A 17765-nucleotide genomic window follows, 5' to 3' on the forward strand; every position below is an offset into this window, starting at 1 on the left:
TTGGCAGCCTGCACTTTGCTGCCCATCGCTCTACTGTGTTTCTGGTTATGGCCCTTTGGCCAGATCCTGTGCCTGACTTTCGACGAATGGCTGTTCCACAGCCTCAATGCACCCCTGGCCGACAACAACACCTGGCGTTATATCTGGACCATCGGCAGCCTGCGCCCCTTCGACATCGTCGTTGGCCTGGTCCTTCTGGCCGTGCTGATTCGGGGCGACTGGGTGTTCAAAGCCAGCCAGGTGCGTGAAGCCTTCTTCGGCTTTTTGGTTACGCTGATCCTCTTAGTGGTGATTCGCGCGCTGTTTTCCAAGTGGGTAGATGCAATGGGCTGGCAGCATGACAGCCCATCAATGGTATTCACCAACGTTGTGCACCTGAGCGACTACTACCCGAACCTTGAGAAGGCATGGGAGCTGAAAGACCGTTCCAGCAACAGTTTCCCGGGCGACCACGCCTCGGTATTGCTGATCTGGGCCTTGTTCATGAGCCTGTTCAGCCGGCGCCTGGTCCAGCACCTCGTGATCTGGTGCCTGGCGTTGCTGTTCATGCTGCCGCGCCTGGTCGCAGGCGCGCACTGGGGGCAGGATGACTACATCGGTGGCTTGCTGATGGCAGTCCTAGCGTTGGGCTGGAGCTGCCATACGCCGCTGGCGGCCAAAGGTAGCGCATTGCTGGTGCGGTGGACGGCGCCTTTGTTTGCCCTCGCTGCCAGGCTACCGTTGGTCGGGCGCCTGGCGGTGGTCCGCTAGACGGCTGGGGCTGCTGCGCAGCCCCATTCAATCAAAATTGCCGTGCAGCTGGTGAATCTGCCGCCGCTGCTTCTTGTTCGGCCGGCCGTCGGTGGTCACGCCCATGGCCCCGGCCTTGCGCAGCTCGGCTGCCTGCTCGCGGCGGCGCACACTCTCCTCGGTTTCTGCATACAGGGCCTGCGCTTCAGGCGCGCCCCGGCGTACCACCGACAGCGCCTTGACTACCACGGTGCGCTCGTCGAAACCGGTACGCAGCACGAACTCATCACCCACCCGCGGCTCTTTACCGGGTTTGCAACGCTCGCCACGGCAATGCACCTTGCCACTCTCGATGGCGGCCTTGGCCAGCGCACGGCTCTTGTAGAACCGCGCCGCCCATAACCATTTGTCCAGGCGTACCTTGTCGTCTTCTTCCGCTTTGTGTGCCATCCCGTTGCCTCGAATTCTGTCTTTCATCGAACTGTACTACCGTAACTGACGGATGCAAAAAGTCCCCGCCGTGCTTACAGTTCACCACCTCATTCGCAGGGTGTGCTTCGTGAAGACATTTGACCATCTGACTGTAATCGGCCTGCGCGAGTGGGTCGCCTTGCCCGACCTCGGTGTGGCGGGCCTGCGCGCCAAGATCGATACCGGTGCCAGCACCTCCAGCCTGCATGCCACCGAGGTGGAGCCCTTCGAGCGCGACGGCCAGCCATGGGTGCGCTTTACGGCCCACCTGGGCTCGATCGTGCAATTGCGCCACCGCCGCTGCGAAGCCCCGCTGGTCACCATGAAGACCATCAAGAGCTCCAACGGCCATGCGCAGACCCGTTACGTGATCCGCACCTCGTTGGCGTTGGGCGATGGCGTCTGGGAGGTAGAGTTCACCCTGGCCTGCCGCAAGAACATGCGCTATCGCCTGCTGCTCGGCTCCAAGGCACTCATTCACGGCCAGTTGGTGGTCAACCCCGGGCTCAAGTACGTGCAAGACAAACCGGCCTACCCGGCCACCCTATCTCCTGTCACAGGTGCTGCATGAAGATCGCTGTGCTGTCGCGCAATCCGCGTCTGTATTCCACCCGCCGGCTGGTCGAAGCCGGCACTCAGCGTGGCCACGAAATGGTGGTGATCGACACCCTGCGGGCCTACATGAACATAGCCAGCCACAAGCCGCAGATCCATTACCGTGGCAAGCCGCTGGAGGGTTTCGATGCAGTGATCCCGCGCATCGGCGCCTCAGTGACGTTCTACGGATGCGCGGTGCTGCGCCAGTTCGAGATGATGGGCGTTTACCCGCTCAACGAGTCGGTGGCCATCGCCCGTTCGCGTGACAAGCTGCGTTCGTTGCAGTTGCTGTCCCGGCGCGGCATCGGCCTGCCCATTACCGGGTTCGCCCACTCGCCGGACGACATCCCCGACCTGATCCAGATGGTCAATGGCGCCCCGCTGGTCATCAAGGTGCTGGAGGGCACGCAAGGGATCGGCGTGGTGTTGTGCGAGACAACCCAAGCGGCCGAGTCAGTGATCGAAGCGTTCATGGGCCTGAAGCAGAACATCATGGTTCAGGAATACATCAAGGAGGCCGGCGGTGCCGATATCCGCTGCTTCGTGGTGGGCGACAAGGTGATTGCTTCGATGAAGCGCCAGGCCAAGCCAGGCGAGTTTCGCTCCAACCTGCATCGCGGCGGTGTGGCCAGCCTGATCAAGATCACGCCTGAAGAGCGGATAACCGCCATTCGTGCGGCCAAGGTGATGGGCCTGAGCGTGGCGGGGGTGGATATTCTGCGCTCCAACCACGGGCCGCTAGTGATGGAGGTGAACTCTTCACCGGGCCTGGAAGGTATCGAGGTGACAACCGGCAAGAACGTGGCCGGGATGATCATCGAGCATCTGGAGAAAAATGGCGGGCCGAATCAGACCCGAACCAAGGGCAAAGGCTGAGGTTTTGGGGCTGCCGTGCAGCCCCATGGCCGGCAAGCCGGCGATAGGGCCATCACTGACAGCGAAGGCTCAAACCGCATTACGCGGTAGCAAAAGCCCCAACGGCAACCTTACCCGCGCCTCGATCCCGCCCCCGGACCGGTTGCGCAACTCGACATTACCGCCATGCTGGGCGGCGATCCGCTTGACGATCGCCAGCCCCAACCCGGTGCCCTTGCCACCCCGCGCCCGGTCCCCACGAATGAACGGGTTGAAGATGGTCTCCAGCTCCGACTCATCGATCCCTGCCCCCCGGTCCAGCACGCTCAGCACCACATAAGGCGCGCTCTCGTCGCCCGACACATAGGCGGCCACCTCGACCCCCTTGCCCGCATGATGCAGCGCGTTACCGATCAGGTTGCCCAGCATGCGCTTGAGTGAAACCCTGCGCAGCGGGAATGGCGGAATAGGCTCCAGGCACAAACGCACACGCTCTTGCGGCTGGTTGTAGGGCGCCACCACCTCGCGCACCAGGTCGGCCAGGTCTACCTCCTCCAGCGGCTCGTCGCGGCCATCGCGAATGAAGGCCAGGAACTGGTCAAGAATCGCATCCATGTCCTCGATGTCGCGGACCATGTCGTCGCTCAGGTCGTTGTCACTGTTCAGCAAGGACAGCGACAGCCGCAGGCGCGTCAGTGGCGTGCGCAAATCGTGGGACACACCCGCCAGCATCAGCTCGCGCTCACGCCCGGCCTGCTCGACATCCTCGGCCATCTGGTTGAACGCGCGATACACCTCGGTCATTTCGCTCGGCGTATCACTGATCGGCAGACGTACACTGCGGCCCTGGCCCAACTGACGGGCAGCGAACACCAGACGCTTGAGCGGCTGGTTGAGCTGGCGCACGAAGATCCACGCCGAAGCGGTGGACAACAGGCCGATGGCCAGGAACCAGCCAAGTACGTTCCAGATTTTCTGGCCACGCAACGGGTGCGGATAAAGCGGCACTTTCAGCCAGCCCGGGCCGAGGCTCGGCGCGTTGACCCACAACGCAGGCGGTGCGTGGATGCGCAAGCGCACTTCGGTATCTTCGCCCAGCTCGGCCTGCATCTGCCGTTGATAGATTTCGCTGTAGGGCCAGTGCTGCTCGCCCTCCGGCACGCCGGAGCCGGTCACCCGGATCAGGCCTGCGGCTTCGGCAATCTTGTCGCGGTTTTCTTCATCGGCCGCCCAATAGGCGCGCAGCGTCAGCGCCACACCATGGCTGTACTGTCGATCGACCAGCACGTCCTCGTTCATCAGCAGGTAGACCAGGGTCAGCGCCTTGGAGAACAGGACAACGATCAGCACCAGCCACAGGGTACGGGCGAAGAAGCTTTGCGGGAACCAGACCGGAGTTTTCATCGAAGGCCAGGCTTCATTTGCTGGCGTTTCCGTCCGGTACGAAGACGTAACCTACGCCCCACACAGTCTGGATATACCGCGGTTTGGACGGGTCCGGCTCGATCATGCGGCGCAGGCGCGAAATCTGCACGTCGATCGAACGCTCCAGTGCATCCCACTCACGGCCACGGGCCAGGTTCATCAGCTTGTCGCGGGTCAACGGCTCACGGGCGTGCATGACCAGGGCCTTGAGCACGGCGAATTCACCGGTGGTGAGCATGTGCACTTCTTCACCACGCTTGAGTTCACGGGTGGCCAGCGACAGCTCGTAATCGCCGAAGGTGACCGACTCGTCCTCGCTGCCCGGGGCGCCCGGTACCGTAGGTGCCTGACGGCGCAGCACGGCCTTGACCCGCGCCATCAGCTCGTCCGGGTTGAACGGCTTGCCGAGGTAATCGTCAGCGCCCAGCTCAAGCCCCTTGATGCGGCTGAGTTCGTCACCCTTGGCGGTGAGCATGATGATCGGGATCTGGTTGTTCGACTGGCGCAGGCGCTTGCACGCGGACAAGCCATCCTCGCCCGGCAGCATCAGGTCGAGCACCACCAGGTTGAATACCTCGCGCTGCAGCAGGCGATCCATCTGTTCGGTGTTGGGCACCGCGCGGGCACGGTAGCCCTTGCTGGTGAAGAAACGTTCCAGCAGGCTGCTGAGCCCCGGATCGTCGTCGACGATGAGAATCTTGTCACCTTCAGCGGTGTTTGCGGTGCCGGTCATGAATAACTCCTCTGAGATCGCCGCGCATTATGGCGTAGCCATTGCCACGCGTGCCGTGAGCATTGTTAGCAGATTTTTCCCCCGGCGCCACTTCCCGGCCTCTGCGACTGGCCTGGCGCCATCACCGCAAGCCTTCTCCGATGGGTATAATGCGCGGCTTTCTCCAGCGCCGCCGGGCGGAACAAGCGCCTCGCAGCCCCCGTATTCACAATTGTCAGGTGGTTTACATGGACAGCATCAACAGCCGTATCGCCGAGGAACTGGGCGTACGCCCTCAGCAGGTCGAGGCGGCCGTGGGCCTGTTGGACGAAGGCTCTACCGTGCCCTTCATCGCCCGTTACCGCAAGGAAGTGACCGGTAGCCTGGACGACACCCAGTTGCGCCACCTGGAAGAGCGCCTGCGCTACCTGCGCGAGCTGGACGAGCGCCGTGCGAGCATCCTGTCCAGCATCGAGGAACAGGGCAAGCTGACCCCTGAGCTGGCCCGCGAGATCAAGCTGGCCGACACCAAGACCCGCCTCGAAGACCTTTACCTGCCGTACAAGCAAAAGCGCCGCACCAAGGGCCAGATCGCCCTGGAAGCCGGCCTGGGCGAGCTGGCCGACGGCCTGTTCAACGACCCGCAACTGGCGCCGGAAAGCGAAGCCGCGCGCTTCGTCGATGCCGACAAGGGTGTCGCCGACGTCAAGGCCGCCCTCGAAGGCGCCAAGTACATCCTCATGGAGCGCTTCGCCGAAGACGCTGCCCTGCTCGACAAGCTGCGCAACTTCCTCAAGCAGGAAGCGGTGCTCAGCGCCCGTGTGGTGGCAGGCAAAGAAGAGGAAGGCGCCAAGTTCCGCGATTATTTCGCCCATGACGAACTATTGCGCACTTGCCCGTCGCACCGTGCACTGGCCATTTTCCGCGGCCGTAACGAAGGCGTGCTGAGCGCATCGCTGAAGGTTGGCGAAGAGCTGCCGGGCACCCTGCACCCGTGCGAAATGATGATTGGCAGCCACTTCGGCGTGGAAAACCGCAACCGGCCGGCTGACAAGTGGCTGGGCGAGGTGGTGCGCTGGACCTGGAAGGTCAAGCTGTACACCCACCTGGAAACCGACCTGTTCGGTGAGTTGCGCGACAATGCCGAAAGCGAGGCGATCACCGTCTTCGCCCACAACCTGCACGACTTGCTGCTGGCCGCCCCGGCCGGCCCGCGTGCCACTCTGGGCTTCGACCCGGGCCTGCGTACCGGCTGCAAGGTCGCGGTGGTCGATGCCACCGGCAAGCTGCTGGACACGGCTACGGTCTATCCGCACGCACCGCGCAACGACTGGGACCGCACGATATCGGTACTGGCCGCACTTTGCGCCAAACACTCGGTGGAGCTGATTGCCATTGGCAACGGCACCGCCAGCCGCGAGAGCGACAAACTGATCGCCGAGCTGGTTAAAAAATACCCGGCGCTGAAGATCACCAAGATCATGGTCTCCGAAGCCGGTGCGTCGGTGTACTCGGCATCGGAGCTGGCTGCCCGTGAATTCCCTGACCTGGACGTGTCGATTCGTGGCGCCGTGTCGATTGCCCGCCGCCTGCAGGACCCGCTGGCAGAACTGGTGAAGATCGACCCCAAATCCATCGGTGTCGGCCAGTACCAGCACGATGTATCCCAGGTGAAGCTGGCACGCGGCCTGGACGCGGTGGTCGAGGACTGTGTGAACGCCGTGGGCGTGGACGTCAACACCGCTTCGGTCGCGCTGCTGACCCGCATCTCCGGCCTCAACGCTACCCTGGCGCAGAACATCGTCGCGCACCGCGACGCCAATGGCCCGTTCGCCACCCGTGCCGCACTCAAGAAGGTCAGCCGCCTGGGTGAGAAAACCTTCGAACAGGCCGCGGGCTTCCTGCGCGTAATGAACGGCGACAACCCGCTGGATGCCTCCGCCGTGCACCCCGAGGCCTACCCGCTGGTAAAACGCATCGCCGCCGACACCGGACGTGACATCCGCTCGCTCATCGGCGACAGCGGCTTCCTCAAGCGCCTGGACCCCAAGCAGTTCACCGATGAAACCTTCGGCCTGCCCACCGTCACCGACATCCTCCAGGAACTGGACAAGCCCGGCCGTGACCCGCGCCCCGAGTTCAAGACCGCCACCTTCCAGGACGGCGTCGAAGACCTCAAAGATCTGGAGCCCGGCATGATTCTCGAAGGCGTGGTCACCAACGTCACCAACTTCGGCGCTTTCGTCGACATCGGCGTGCATCAGGACGGCCTGGTGCACATCTCGGCGCTGTCCGAGAAGTTCGTCAAGGACCCGCGCGAAGCTGTCAAAGCCGGTGACGTGGTCAAGGTCAAGGTCATGGAAGTGGACATCCCGCGCAAACGTGTCGGCCTGTCCATGCGCATGAGCGATACCCCGGGCGAAAAAGTCGAAGGCAACCGTGGCGGCAACCGTCAGCAGCAGGCACCACGCCAGCGCGAAACCGCTAGCGCCGCCCCGGCGAACAACGCCATGGCTGCGCTCTTTGCCAACGCCAAGCAGTTGAAAAAGAAGTGATGGAGATCCCCAAAGAGCTCGTTGAAAGCGCCTACAGCCAGCTACTGGGCTGCCGCCTGCAACGCCTTGACAACGGCGTGGCAGAGGTGGCACTGGCGCTTGAGCCGCAACTGCGCAACCGCGGCCAGAAGCTGCACGGCGGGGCCATCTACAGCCTGGTGGACATCGCCATGGGCCTGGCCTGCTCGGCCAGCCATGGTTTCGACCAGCAGAGCGTGACCATCGAATGCAAGATCAACTACATGCGTGCGGTCGGTGACGGCGAGGTACTGTGCACAGCGCGGGTGCTGCACGCCGGGCGCCGCACCCTGGTGGTCGACGCCGACGTAGTCCAAGGCGACAAACTGGTCGCCAAAGCGCAGGGAACCTTCGCGGTTCTCTAGCTCACCAAACGGTATCTGCGGTATTTTGCGGCAGTGCGCTGGCACTGCCGTAACCGCGTAAACCAGGCGACAACGCCAGTTCCTTTCCTCCTACCCTTGTAGACCGTCAACTCTACCCCCATATTGGGGCGACTGATGCGTGAAGGAAACCATCTTGAGCGACCTCCTCAACCGCCGCCTGAGCCTGCTCGGCGCCAATCTCCCCCTGCTCAAGCAGTGCCTGCACGGTATTGAGCGTGAATGCCTGCGCGTCACCGACGAAGGTCGCCTGGCTCAGACCCCGCATCCGGAAAGCCTGGGTTCGGCGCTGACCAACGAGCAGATCACCACCGATTATTCCGAGTCGCTGCTGGAATTCATCACCCCGGCCCTGCCCGACCCGGCCCAGGTGCTGGAAAGCCTCGAGCAAACCCACCGCTTCGTCTACAGCAAGCTTGGCGACGAATTGCTGTGGAGCCCGTCGATGCCGTGCACACTCCCGGCCGAGGAGGACATCCCGATCGCCGAGTACGGGGCCTCGAACATCGGCAAGCTCAAGCACGTCTACCGCAAGGGCCTGGCCCTGCGCTACGGCCGCACCATGCAGTGCATCGCCGGCATCCACTACAACTTCTCGTTGCCTGAAGCGCTGTGGCCGCTGCTACGCGCCAGCGATGGCAACGAGCAGAGCGACCGCGACTACCAGTCGGCGGCGTACATTGCGCTGATCCGCAATTTCCGCCGTTACAGCTGGCTGCTGATGTACCTGTTCGGTGCCTCGCCAGCCCTGGACAAAGGCTTCCTGCGCGGCCGCCCGCACCAGCTCGAAGAGCTCGACGCCGAAACCCTGTACCTGCCCTACGCCACCAGCCTGCGCATGAGCGACCTGGGTTACCAGAGCAATGCTCAGGCCGGCCTCACTCCCTGCTACAACAACCTGGCCAGCTATACCGACAGCCTACGCAAGGCGGTGGGCACGCCCTACCCGCCCTACGTCGAGATCGGCACGCACGTCGACGGCGAATGGGTGCAGTTGAACACCAACATCCTGCAGATCGAGAACGAGTACTACTCGAACATCCGCCCCAAGCGTGTCACCTACACCGGCGAGCGGCCGATCCAGGCCCTGACCTCACGCGGCGTACAGTATGTCGAGGTGCGCTGCCTGGACATCAACCCGTTCCTGCCGGTCGGCATCGACCTGACCGAGGCGCGCTTCCTCGATGCGTTCCTGCTGTTCTGTGCCCTGGAAGACAGCCCGCTGCTGGACAATGGCGAATGCGGCCAATGCACCGACAACTTCCTGACCGTGGTCAAGGAAGGCCGTCGCCCAGGCCTTGAGCTGCGCCGGGACGGCCAACCGATCGAGCTAAAAGCCTGGGCCAGCGACCTGCTTGGGCGCATCGACCAGCTGGCTGAGCTGCTCGATCGCGCCCAGGGCGGCGACGAACATGCCAAAGCCCTGGCCGCACAGCAGGCCAAAGTGGACGACGCTTCGCTGACGCCATCGGCCCAAGTGCTTGCGCGCATGGGCGAGCATGAGGAAAGCTTCATCCAGTTCTCTCTGCGCCAGAGCCGCCTGCACGCTGAAACGTTCCGTGAACAACCGCTGCCCACAGAACGCCAGCAAGCCTACGAGACACTCGCCCGCAATTCGCTGGCCGAGCAGTCACGCCTAGAGCAGGAAGAGGTCGGCGACTTCGACCTGTTCGTCGGCGCCTATCAGGCCAGCATCCTGGCGATCAGCAACTGATGACCCGCAGCACCACCCCGCGCAAGCCGCGCGCCAGCAGCCAGGCCAGGATCGCGGCGATCCTGGCGGCGGCGCGCGAGCTGTTGGCCGAGCAAGGGGTGGCAGCATTGTCGATCTACAGCGTGGCCGAACGGGCGCAGATTCCACCCTCGTCGGTGTATCACTTCTTTGCCAGCGTGCCGGCACTGCTCGAAGCGCTGACGGCCGATGTGCACCGGGCTTTTCGCGAGGCGTTGAGCGCACCGATAGACAGCAGCGCGCTTGGCACCTGGCATGAGCTTTCACGGTTGATCGAACAGCGCATGCTCGACATCTACAACGAGGATGCTGCAGCGCGTCAGCTGATCCTGGCCCAGCATGGCCTGAGCGAAGTGGTGCAGGCGGACCGGCAGCACGACATGGAGCTGGGTGAGTTGATGCACAAACTGTTCGACCAGCATTTCCGGTTGCCGGTAATGCCTGCGGACGTGGATGTGTTTGCACTGGCCATGGAGTTGAGCGACCGGGTGTATGCGCGCTCGGTACAGTTGCACGAGGCGATTACCCCGCGCATGGCCGAGGAAGGCAAGCGGGTGTTCGAGGCGTACCTGGGCTTGTACCTGCCGCCGTTTCTTACTAAACGCTGATCTTGCTGGGGCCGCCCTGCGGCCCTTTCGCGACACAAGGCCGCTCCTACAGGAAATCGCGTTCCCCTGTAGGAGCGGCCTTGTGTCGCGAAAGGGCTGCAAAGCAGCCCCAAATGCCCACATCACAGCTTGGCGATGGACACTTCAGTCGATTTCACAAAAGCGATCACTTCACTGCCCACCTGCAGTTCCAGCTCCTTCACAGAGCGGGTGGTGATCACCGAGGTGACGATGCCGGAGGCGGTCTGCACATCGATTTCCGACAATACCGGGCCTTCGAGGATTTCTTTCACGGTGCCTTTGAACTGGTTGCGGACGTTGATGGCTTTGATAGTCATGATGTGCTTCCTTCTCTATGGCTTCAGTCTGGTATGTGAGTCATTCAGTGCGCCCAACGCAGTTGCGTGGGCAGAGGGGCTACAGGGTCCGGCTCGGGCGCAGTGCCCGGGGCCGACAGAACACGGTTGAGCACTTCGCTTTCCAGCGCGGCCAGACGGTGCGAACCACGCACCCTTGGCCGTGCCAGATCGACGTTGAGGTCCAGGCCGACTGCGCCGTCCTCGATAAGGATCACCCGGTCGGCCACGGCAATGGCTTCGTTGACGTCATGGGTGACCAGCAGCACGGTGAAGCCGTGCTGACGCCACAGGCGTTCGATCAGGTGCTGCATCTCGATACGGGTCAGGGCATCCAGCGCACCCAGCGGCTCGTCCAGCAGCAGCAGGCGTGGCTGATGAATCAGCGCCCGGGCCAACGCCACGCGCTGCTTCTGGCCACCCGAGAGCGCTGCCGGCCATTCATTGGCGCGGTCAGCCAGGCCAACCGCCTCCAGTGCTTCCAGCGCACGGGGGCGCCAGTGGCCGGACAGGCCCAGGCCGACGTTGTCGATCACCTTTTTCCAAGGCAGCAGGCGAGCGTCCTGGAACATCAGGCGGGTATCTTCGCGGGCCTCGGCCAGCGGTGCGGCACCGGCCAGAAGCTCACCGGCGCCGGGCTGGTCGAGCCCGGCCAGCAGGCGCAGCAAGGTGCTCTTGCCACAGCCGCTGCGCCCGACGATGGCAACGAACTGGCCGGCCGGAATGTGCAGGTCGATACCACGCAACACTTCACGCTGGCCAAAGGTCTTGCGCAGGCCATTGGCGGCCAACGGGATACCCCGCAACAAGCGCGGCGGTTGCTCCTTGAGAATGGTCATGCGCCCTCCTTCCTGGCGACTTGGTAGGCCGGATGCCAGCGCAACCAGACACGTTCCAGGCCACGGGCGGCGAGGTCGGCGAGCTTGCCGAGCACGGCATACAGGACGATGGCCAGGACAACCACGTCGGTCTGCAGGAATTCACGGGCATTCATTGCCAGGTAACCGATACCGGCGTTGGCCGAAATGGTTTCGGCAACGATAAGGGTCAGCCACATGAAGCCCAGGGCAAAGCGCACACCGACCAGGATCGAGGGCAGCGCACCCGGCAGGATCACCTGGCGGAACAGGCCGAAGCCGGACAGGCCATAGCTGCGGGCCATTTCCACCAGCGCCGGGTCGACGTTGCGGATACCGTGATAGGTGTTCAGGTAGATCGGGAACAGCGTGCCCAGCGCGACCAGGAAGATCTTTGCCGACTCGTCGATACCGAACCACAGGATCACCAGCGGGATCAGCGCCAGATGCGGCACGTTGCGGATCATCTGCACCGAGCTGTCGAGCAGGCGTTCGCCCCAGTTCGACAAGCCTGTGATGAAGCCCAGCACCAGCCCAATGCTGCCACCGATCAGAAAGCCCAGGCCGGCACGCCAGCCGCTGATGGCCAGGTGCGTCCAGATTTCACCGCTGCGTACCAGCTCGACACCGGCGCTGACTACGGCGCTGGGTGCAGGCAGGATGCGCGTCGACAACCAGCCAGCACTGACCGCCAGCTGCCAGACAGCCAACAGCAGTACCGGCAGCGCCCACGGCGCCAGGCGCTGGGTCAGAGTGGAGGACGTTGCACGACTCATGGCTGCGCCCTCAGCTCTGCGACACGGACTTGGGCAGGATGTCGTTGGCCACCATCTCGCCGAACGGGCTCACGTAGCCACCGGTCTGCGGTTGCTCCGGGCGCTGCACGTCCAAGTGCGGGAACAGCAGCTCGGCAACGCGGTAGGACTCTTCCAGGTGTGGGTAACCTGAGAAGATGAAGGTATCTATCCCCAGGTCTGCGTATTCCTTGACCCGCGCTGCGACAGTCGGGCCATCACCGACCAGCGCGGTACCGGCGCCACCGCGTACCAGGCCGACACCCGCCCACAGGTTGGGGCTGACTTCGAGGTTGTCACGGTTGCCGCCATGCAATGCGGCCATGCGCTGCTGGCCCACCGAGTCGAAGCGCGCCAGCGAGGCCTGGGCCCGGGCGATGGTGTCGTCGTCCAGGTGCGAAATCAGGCGGTCTGCCGCGGCCCAGGCTTCGTCGTTGGTTTCCCGCACGATCACATGCAGACGGATACCAAAGCGTACTTCGCGACCTTGCGCGGCAGCCTTCTCCCGCACCTGAGCGATTTTCTCGGCAACAGCGGCTGGTGGCTCGCCCCAGGTCAGGTACAGCTCGACCTGCTCGGCAGCAAGATCCTGGGCGGCTTCGGACGAGCCACCGAAATACAGAGGCGGGCGTGGTTGCTGAATGGGCGGATAGAGCAGCTTGGCGCCCTTCACCTGGATGTGCTTGCCTTGGTAGTCGACGTTCTCGCCCTCCAGCACCTTGCGCCAGATACGCGTGAACTCGACCGAGGCTTCGTAGCGCTCCTGGTGGTTCAGGTGCAGGCCATCACCGGCCAGCTCGTCGGGGTCGCCACCGGTGACCAGGTTGAACAGCGCCCGGCCGTTGGACAGGCGGTCCAGGGTTGCCGCCTGGCGCGCCGCGACCGTCGGCGAAATGATGCCTGGACGCAGGGCAACCAGGAATTTCAGATGCTGGGTCACCGGGATCAGCGATGCTGCCACCAACCAGGAATCCTCGCAGGAGCGCCCGGTAGGGATCAGCACACCACCAAAGCCGAGACGGTCGGCGGCCTGGGCAATCTGTTGCAGGTAACCGTGATCGACCGCACGGGCACCCTCGGATGTGCCCAGGTACTTGCCGTCACCGTGGGTCGGGAGGAACCAGAAAATGTTAAGGCTCATTGGAGTTGTCTCCTTAAAGGTGGCGAGGGCCACAGCGGCGCCCCGGCACAGGCGAATCAATCAAGGCGCGCTGGCGACCTTGGCCGGGGGTGTCCAGATCACGTCCTTGATGCTCAGCGGCTTGGGAATCAGCTTCAGCGCCTGGAAGGTGTCGGCGATTTTCTGTTGTGCGGCCACCACCTCGGGGGTCAGCGGCGCGGCACCGTAGCCTTGGCGCTTGACCGAAGTCAGGGTGATGTCGGCAGGCAGCCCGAGCAGCGGAGCGACCTGGTCGGTCACTTCCTGCGGGTTGGCCTGCGACCACTTGCCCACGGCGCGTACTTCTTCGATGAGGGTGTTGATCACAGCCGGATGCTGGGTCGCGTAGTTGCGGGTGGCCAGGTAGAACTGGTGGTTGTCGACCAGGTCTTTGCCGTCACGCAGGGTGCGTGCCTGCAGCTGCTGTTCGGCGGCGGCCTGGTACGGGTCCCAGATCACCCAGGCATCGACGCTGCCACGCTCGAACGCGGCGCGGGCATCGGCCGGCGGCAGGTAGACGGGCTGTATATCGCTGTACTTGAGGCCGGCCTCTTCCAGGGCGCGGACCAGCAGGTAGTGAACGTTCGAACCTTTGTTGAGCGCAACTTTCTTGCCTTTGAGTTCCTTCACCGACTGGATCGGCGAACCCTTCGGTACAAGGATCGCTTCACTGTGCGGCGCAGGCGGTTCGTAGGCCACATAGAGCAGATCGGCACCGGCGGCCTGAGCGAATACCGGCGGCGTTTCACCAGTTACGCCAAAGTCGATGGAGCCGACATTCAAGCCTTCGAGCAGCTGCGGGCCACCGGGGAATTCGGTCCATTGCACCTGGATGCCCTGATCGGCCAGGCGCTTTTCCAGCGTGCCCTTGGCTTTGAGCAGCACCAGGGTGCCGTATTTCTGATAGCCGATACGCAGGCTTTCAGCCTGGGCTTGGGTAATGGCGCCGAAGGACACAGCCGCCGCAAACAGGGCGACCAGACCACGACGCAAGAAGACTGTGCGCATGGCGCTCTCCTGTGCGAGTAGGTTCGGGTTGCACCTGCTTGCCTCGTTGACGGGCGAGTAAGGTGTATGACGCGATAAAGCCGTTGTGCCGGTTCAGATGCTCCAGCGGGCACTGATCAAGCGTTCGTTGAGTACGCCGGGGGCCACGGGCCGCGGCCGACGGGCCAGGGCAACGTGGAAGGTTTCCAGCGCGTCCTGCAGGCGCTCTTGCAGAGCGGGTGACAACTGTGCCGGCTGGCCGCCCTCTGCGTAGGCGACCTGGCTGTCGTCGGCGAAGATCCCTTGCAGGGTCTCTTGCGCCTTGAGTGCTGACAGCACCGGCTTTAACGCGTAATCCACCGCCAGCATGTGGGCGATGCTGCCGCCGGTGGCGATTGGCAGCACGATCTTGTGAGCCAGGGCGCGTTCGGGCAGCAGGTCGAGCAATGTTTTCAATGCCCCGGCAAACGATGCCTTGTACACCGGGGTGGCGACGATCAGGCCGTCGGCCTGAGCCACCAGTTGCTGGAAGTGTTGCACCTGCGGGCTGTCGAAGCGCGCATGGAGCAGGTCCTCAGCGGCGAAGTCACGTACCTGGAAGGTCACCACCTCGGCGCCACGGTCCTGCAGCCACTGGCGCGAACGCTCGAGCAGCACGCCGGAGCGGGAACGGGTACTGGGGCTACCACCGATTGAGACGACCAGCATTGAAGCGCTTCCTTGTGTTCTGTTGGGGTGACATTAGCAGCCTGGGTATATATCTAGAAATCATATTTTTTCATTTGTTTATTCCATAAAGTGCTTTGGTGATTCTTTGATACTGGGGCCGCTTTGCGGCCCTTTCGCGACACAAGGCCGCTCCTACGAGGAGCCGCGCCTTGTGTCGCGATGGGCTGCGCAGCAGCCCCACGCCTGAGCGGTTTGTGCAGGCATAAAAAAGGGCCGTCGAAACGGCCCGAATATCCCTGCTATGGCTAAGAGCAATGCAACGAGAATTCTTCAGCGATTGGGTTGCGGGGTCAGCCGCAGATAGGGTTTTACAGCGCGGTAGCCTTTCGGGAAGCGCTGCTTGATCTCGTCCTCATCCTTCAGCGAAGGCACGATCACCACTTCGTCGCCATCCTGCCAGTTACCTGGCGTGGCGACCTTGTGGTTGTCGGTGAGCTGCAGCGAGTCGATCACCCGCAGTATTTCGTTGAAGTTGCGCCCGGTACTGGCTGGGTAGGTAATGGTCAGGCGCACCTTCTTGTTCGGGTCGATGACGAACAGCGAGCGCACGGTAAGGGTGTCGCTGGCGTTCGGGTGGATCAGGTCGTACAGGTCGGATACCTTGCGGTCGGCGTCGGCGATGATCGGGAAGTTGACCACGGTGTTCTGGGTCTCGTTGATGTCCTCGATCCACTTGTGGTGAGAGTCGACCGGGTCCACGGACAGGGCGATGGCCTTGACCCCACGTTTGGCGAAGTCGTCCTTGAGCTTGGCGGTCAGGCCCAGCTCGGTGGTGCACACCGGGGTGAAGTCGGCCGGGTGAGAGAACAGCACACCCCAGCTGTTACCGAGCCACTCGTGGAAGCGGATCGTACCTTCGCTGGAATCCTGTTCGAAGTCGGGGGCGATGTCGCCGAGTTTGAGACTCATGGTGCGGCTCCTGGGCTATGGGCTGGCCTTGTGAGGTTCAATTTGCCTGCATTCCGATAAAAACAAAAAGAATAAATAATGATTTATTTATAACCATAAGGAATACAAAATGACGCGCACAAAAAAGCCTCGCGCTAGGCGAGGCTCTTTTTCACAACTACGTTTTACATGAAGTTGTAAGTGTAGTTCACGATGAAGCGGGTCTGGTCCTTATCGACCGGAGCCTCGCCTTCGCCGCGGTAAATACCGTGACGCAGGCTCGCACCCAGACCTTTCAAGGTGCCTTCTTGAATCACGTAGTCGACACGAGCGTCGCGTTCCCATTCGTGGTAAGTACCGCTACCAGATTGGTTACGGATATCAGTACCACGCAGGTAGGAGACCGACGCCTTCAGGCCAGGGACGCCAACACGGGCGAAATCATAGCTGTACTGGCCGAACGTAGTGTTGGTACCTGCGCGGGCGAACTGGTTGATCATGCTATCGGTGAACAGGTAGAAGCTGGCACCACCAGCGCCTTCCAGGTTGCCATTACCATCCTCGACGTTACCTTGGTTCAGCCAGACGAAACCACCGTCATCGCTGACCTGCTGATGGCCAACCATCAACGCATGGCCACCCAGGGTGTAGGTGAACATGGCCGACCAGGTCTTGTTGTCGATCTCGCCAGCATTTTTAGCGTAACCGCCGTTGTTGTTGAAGAAGTACTCACCACCATCGCCGTTCTTCCCGTCGCTGCTGCTGTCGAAGTAGCGAAGGTCAGTCTTGAACGAGGAATCGTCCGAAAGTTTAAAGACGTGGGTTGCGCCCAGGAAGTGCTGTTTGTAGAAGTCCTTCAGGTTCGAGTAGTAGTACTGCAGGGTCAGATCTGGAGTGAGCTTGTAGTCCAGACCGCCGTAGTAGAACTTGTTGCTGTCAACCGCAGAGCCGGCAACAGACAAACCCGTGCGGTTGCTCGAAGCACGGCCCATGGCGTGAGTCAGCTGACCTGCGTTGATGGTCAGGTTGTCGATTTCCTTCGACTGAATGGTACCGCCTTCAAAAGTTTGCGGCAGCAGACGGCCATCGTTGGCAACCAGGATTGGCAGATTCGGAGCCAGCGCGCTACCGAAATGGGCCTCGGTCTTCGAGAAGCGAGCCTTGGCATTACCGCCAATACGTGCCCAATCGTGGACTGCAGACCCATCGGAATCGCTTGGGAAGAAGCTGTTGTTGGCATCTGGACGGCTGCCACGGCCACCATCAAGGTGAATACCCCACAGCGCTTGTACATCAACACCAAAGCCTACGACACCCTGGGTGAAACCAGACAGGTAGTCGAGCTTGAAACCCTGACCACTTTCTTCTTGGTCGGTACCGCCATCACGGTTGTCATCGTTGAAATACATGGTGCGCGAGCTGAGGGACAATTTGCTGTCTTCAACGAAACCGGCAGCGCCTGCTTGTTGGGCGAGAACCCCCAGTGCCACGGCCAGAGCCAGGCTGGACTTGTACATGTTTTGCTCCTCTACGTTCTAATTTTTGTGTATCTCTGGCGGCGGGATCTGATGCCCCGCTCACCGTGGACTGGCGATTTAGTCCCAAAGAATGACCACTAAGTCAATCGTTACTGAACATTTCACGACTTTGGTCTAAGACGCCACCTGCGCTACAGGATAATGACAATCCTATAAATCCAAAATGACCGTTTTATGAATTTGTAAGATTTTTAAGGCATATGGTTGAAACCTTTACTGCCAAAAGCTGTATCGGCAGACGCTTGTAATAGCTTTAGGTTATTTGCAAACGTTTGCTCATATCCTTATTTCCAATTGCTCTGTCAAGCCGAAAAGACCGAGCAGTGCACTTGGTCTTCACCCTGAAGCCTGATCAAGCCCTTCAGCTTAAAG

Annotated in this window: 18 protein-coding genes; 7 read left to right on the plus strand and 11 right to left on the minus strand. The window is 62.0% G+C overall.

Going from position 1 to position 17765, the window contains the following annotated elements:
- A complete protein-coding gene (locus ACW4TB_RS19890) occupies positions 1–750 on the plus strand; it encodes a phosphatase PAP2 family protein (RefSeq protein ID WP_455843059.1) in 750 nt (249 codons plus the stop codon).
- Positions 751–777: 27 nt separating this feature from the next.
- On the opposite strand, the gene ACW4TB_RS19895 is transcribed toward ACW4TB_RS19890, so the two are convergent.
- Positions 778–1179: an RNA-binding S4 domain-containing protein gene (locus ACW4TB_RS19895; RefSeq protein WP_254466782.1), complete on the minus strand. Its 402-nt coding sequence runs from the start codon at positions 1177–1179 to the stop codon at positions 778–780.
- A 109-nt stretch (positions 1180–1288) separates the two neighbouring features.
- Here ACW4TB_RS19895 and rimB point away from each other — a divergent pair, with 109 nt between their 5' ends.
- Together rimB and rimK are read left to right on the plus strand one after the other, a co-directional pair.
- Positions 1289–1771, plus strand: coding sequence for a retropepsin-like aspartic endopeptidase RimB (gene rimB, locus ACW4TB_RS19900; protein ID WP_039603122.1), 483 nt, complete (start codon positions 1289–1291; stop codon positions 1769–1771).
- Positions 1768–2673 (plus strand): 30S ribosomal protein S6--L-glutamate ligase, encoded by a 906-nt coding sequence (gene rimK / locus ACW4TB_RS19905; RefSeq protein ID WP_012316721.1) that lies wholly within the window; start codon positions 1768–1770, stop codon positions 2671–2673. The genes rimB and rimK overlap by 4 nt, the downstream gene beginning before the upstream one ends.
- Before the next feature lie 69 nt (positions 2674–2742).
- Here the strand turns inward: rimK and ACW4TB_RS19910 are convergent, their stop codons facing one another.
- Together ACW4TB_RS19910 and ompR are read right to left on the minus strand one after the other, a co-directional pair.
- Positions 2743–4056, minus strand: a complete 1314-nt coding sequence (locus ACW4TB_RS19910) for an ATP-binding protein (RefSeq protein WP_012316722.1) — start codon at positions 4054–4056, stop codon at positions 2743–2745.
- Between the two features lie 13 nt (positions 4057–4069).
- Positions 4070–4810, minus strand: a complete 741-nt coding sequence (gene ompR, locus ACW4TB_RS19915) for an osmolarity response regulator transcription factor OmpR (RefSeq protein ID WP_012316723.1) — start codon at positions 4808–4810, stop codon at positions 4070–4072.
- A 227-nt stretch (positions 4811–5037) separates the two neighbouring features.
- On the opposite strand from ompR, the gene ACW4TB_RS19920 reads away from it, so the two are divergent.
- The 4 genes from ACW4TB_RS19920 (at position 5038) to ACW4TB_RS19935 (ending at position 10085) form a co-directional block, all read left to right on the plus strand.
- The gene (locus tag ACW4TB_RS19920) at positions 5038–7344 is read left to right on the plus strand and encodes a Tex family protein (protein WP_279933372.1); all 2307 of its coding nucleotides are present in this window, start codon (positions 5038–5040) and stop codon (positions 7342–7344) included.
- Positions 7344–7727 (plus strand): PaaI family thioesterase, encoded by a 384-nt coding sequence (locus ACW4TB_RS19925; protein ID WP_279933370.1) that lies wholly within the window; start codon positions 7344–7346, stop codon positions 7725–7727. The genes ACW4TB_RS19920 and ACW4TB_RS19925 overlap by 1 nt, the downstream gene beginning before the upstream one ends.
- A 154-nt stretch (positions 7728–7881) precedes the next feature.
- The gene (gene gshA / locus ACW4TB_RS19930; RefSeq protein WP_279933368.1) at positions 7882–9459 is read left to right on the plus strand and encodes a glutamate--cysteine ligase; all 1578 of its coding nucleotides are present in this window, start codon (positions 7882–7884) and stop codon (positions 9457–9459) included.
- The gene (locus ACW4TB_RS19935; RefSeq protein ID WP_012316727.1) at positions 9459–10085 is read left to right on the plus strand and encodes a TetR/AcrR family transcriptional regulator; all 627 of its coding nucleotides are present in this window, start codon (positions 9459–9461) and stop codon (positions 10083–10085) included. Before gshA ends, ACW4TB_RS19935 begins: the two co-directional genes overlap by 1 nt.
- 122 nt (positions 10086–10207) lie before the next feature.
- On the opposite strand, the gene ACW4TB_RS19940 is transcribed toward ACW4TB_RS19935, so the two are convergent.
- The 8 genes from ACW4TB_RS19940 to ACW4TB_RS19975 form a co-directional block, all read right to left on the minus strand.
- Positions 10208–10423, minus strand: a complete 216-nt coding sequence (locus ACW4TB_RS19940; RefSeq protein ID WP_008095172.1) for a TOBE domain-containing protein — start codon at positions 10421–10423, stop codon at positions 10208–10210.
- Between the two features lie 44 nt (positions 10424–10467).
- The gene (gene ssuB / locus ACW4TB_RS19945; RefSeq protein WP_012316728.1) at positions 10468–11280 is read right to left on the minus strand and encodes an aliphatic sulfonates ABC transporter ATP-binding protein; all 813 of its coding nucleotides are present in this window, start codon (positions 11278–11280) and stop codon (positions 10468–10470) included.
- On the minus strand, positions 11277–12074 hold the full coding sequence (gene ssuC / locus ACW4TB_RS19950; RefSeq protein ID WP_012316729.1) for an aliphatic sulfonate ABC transporter permease SsuC: 798 nt from the start codon (positions 12072–12074) through the stop codon (positions 11277–11279). Before ssuC ends, ssuB begins: the two co-directional genes overlap by 4 nt.
- A gap of 10 nt (positions 12075–12084) precedes the next feature.
- Positions 12085–13233 carry an FMNH2-dependent alkanesulfonate monooxygenase gene (gene ssuD, locus ACW4TB_RS19955; protein WP_012316730.1) on the minus strand — a complete coding sequence of 383 codons (1149 nt, stop codon included), beginning with the start codon at positions 13231–13233 and terminating at the stop codon, positions 12085–12087.
- A 60-nt stretch (positions 13234–13293) separates the two neighbouring features.
- On the minus strand, positions 13294–14259 hold the full coding sequence (locus tag ACW4TB_RS19960; protein ID WP_279933365.1) for a sulfonate ABC transporter substrate-binding protein: 966 nt from the start codon (positions 14257–14259) through the stop codon (positions 13294–13296).
- A gap of 93 nt (positions 14260–14352) precedes the next feature.
- Positions 14353–14946, minus strand: a complete 594-nt coding sequence (gene ssuE / locus ACW4TB_RS19965; RefSeq protein WP_254466792.1) for an NADPH-dependent FMN reductase — start codon at positions 14944–14946, stop codon at positions 14353–14355.
- A gap of 291 nt (positions 14947–15237) precedes the next feature.
- Positions 15238–15876 carry a peroxiredoxin gene (locus tag ACW4TB_RS19970; protein ID WP_012316733.1) on the minus strand — a complete coding sequence of 213 codons (639 nt, stop codon included), beginning with the start codon at positions 15874–15876 and terminating at the stop codon, positions 15238–15240.
- Between the two features lie 164 nt (positions 15877–16040).
- A complete protein-coding gene (locus ACW4TB_RS19975; RefSeq protein ID WP_012316734.1) occupies positions 16041–17372 on the minus strand; it encodes an OprD family outer membrane porin in 1332 nt (443 codons plus the stop codon).
- Positions 17373–17765 lie beyond the last annotated feature (393 nt).

It is taken from the genome of Lelliottia jeotgali (assembly GCF_977070485.1).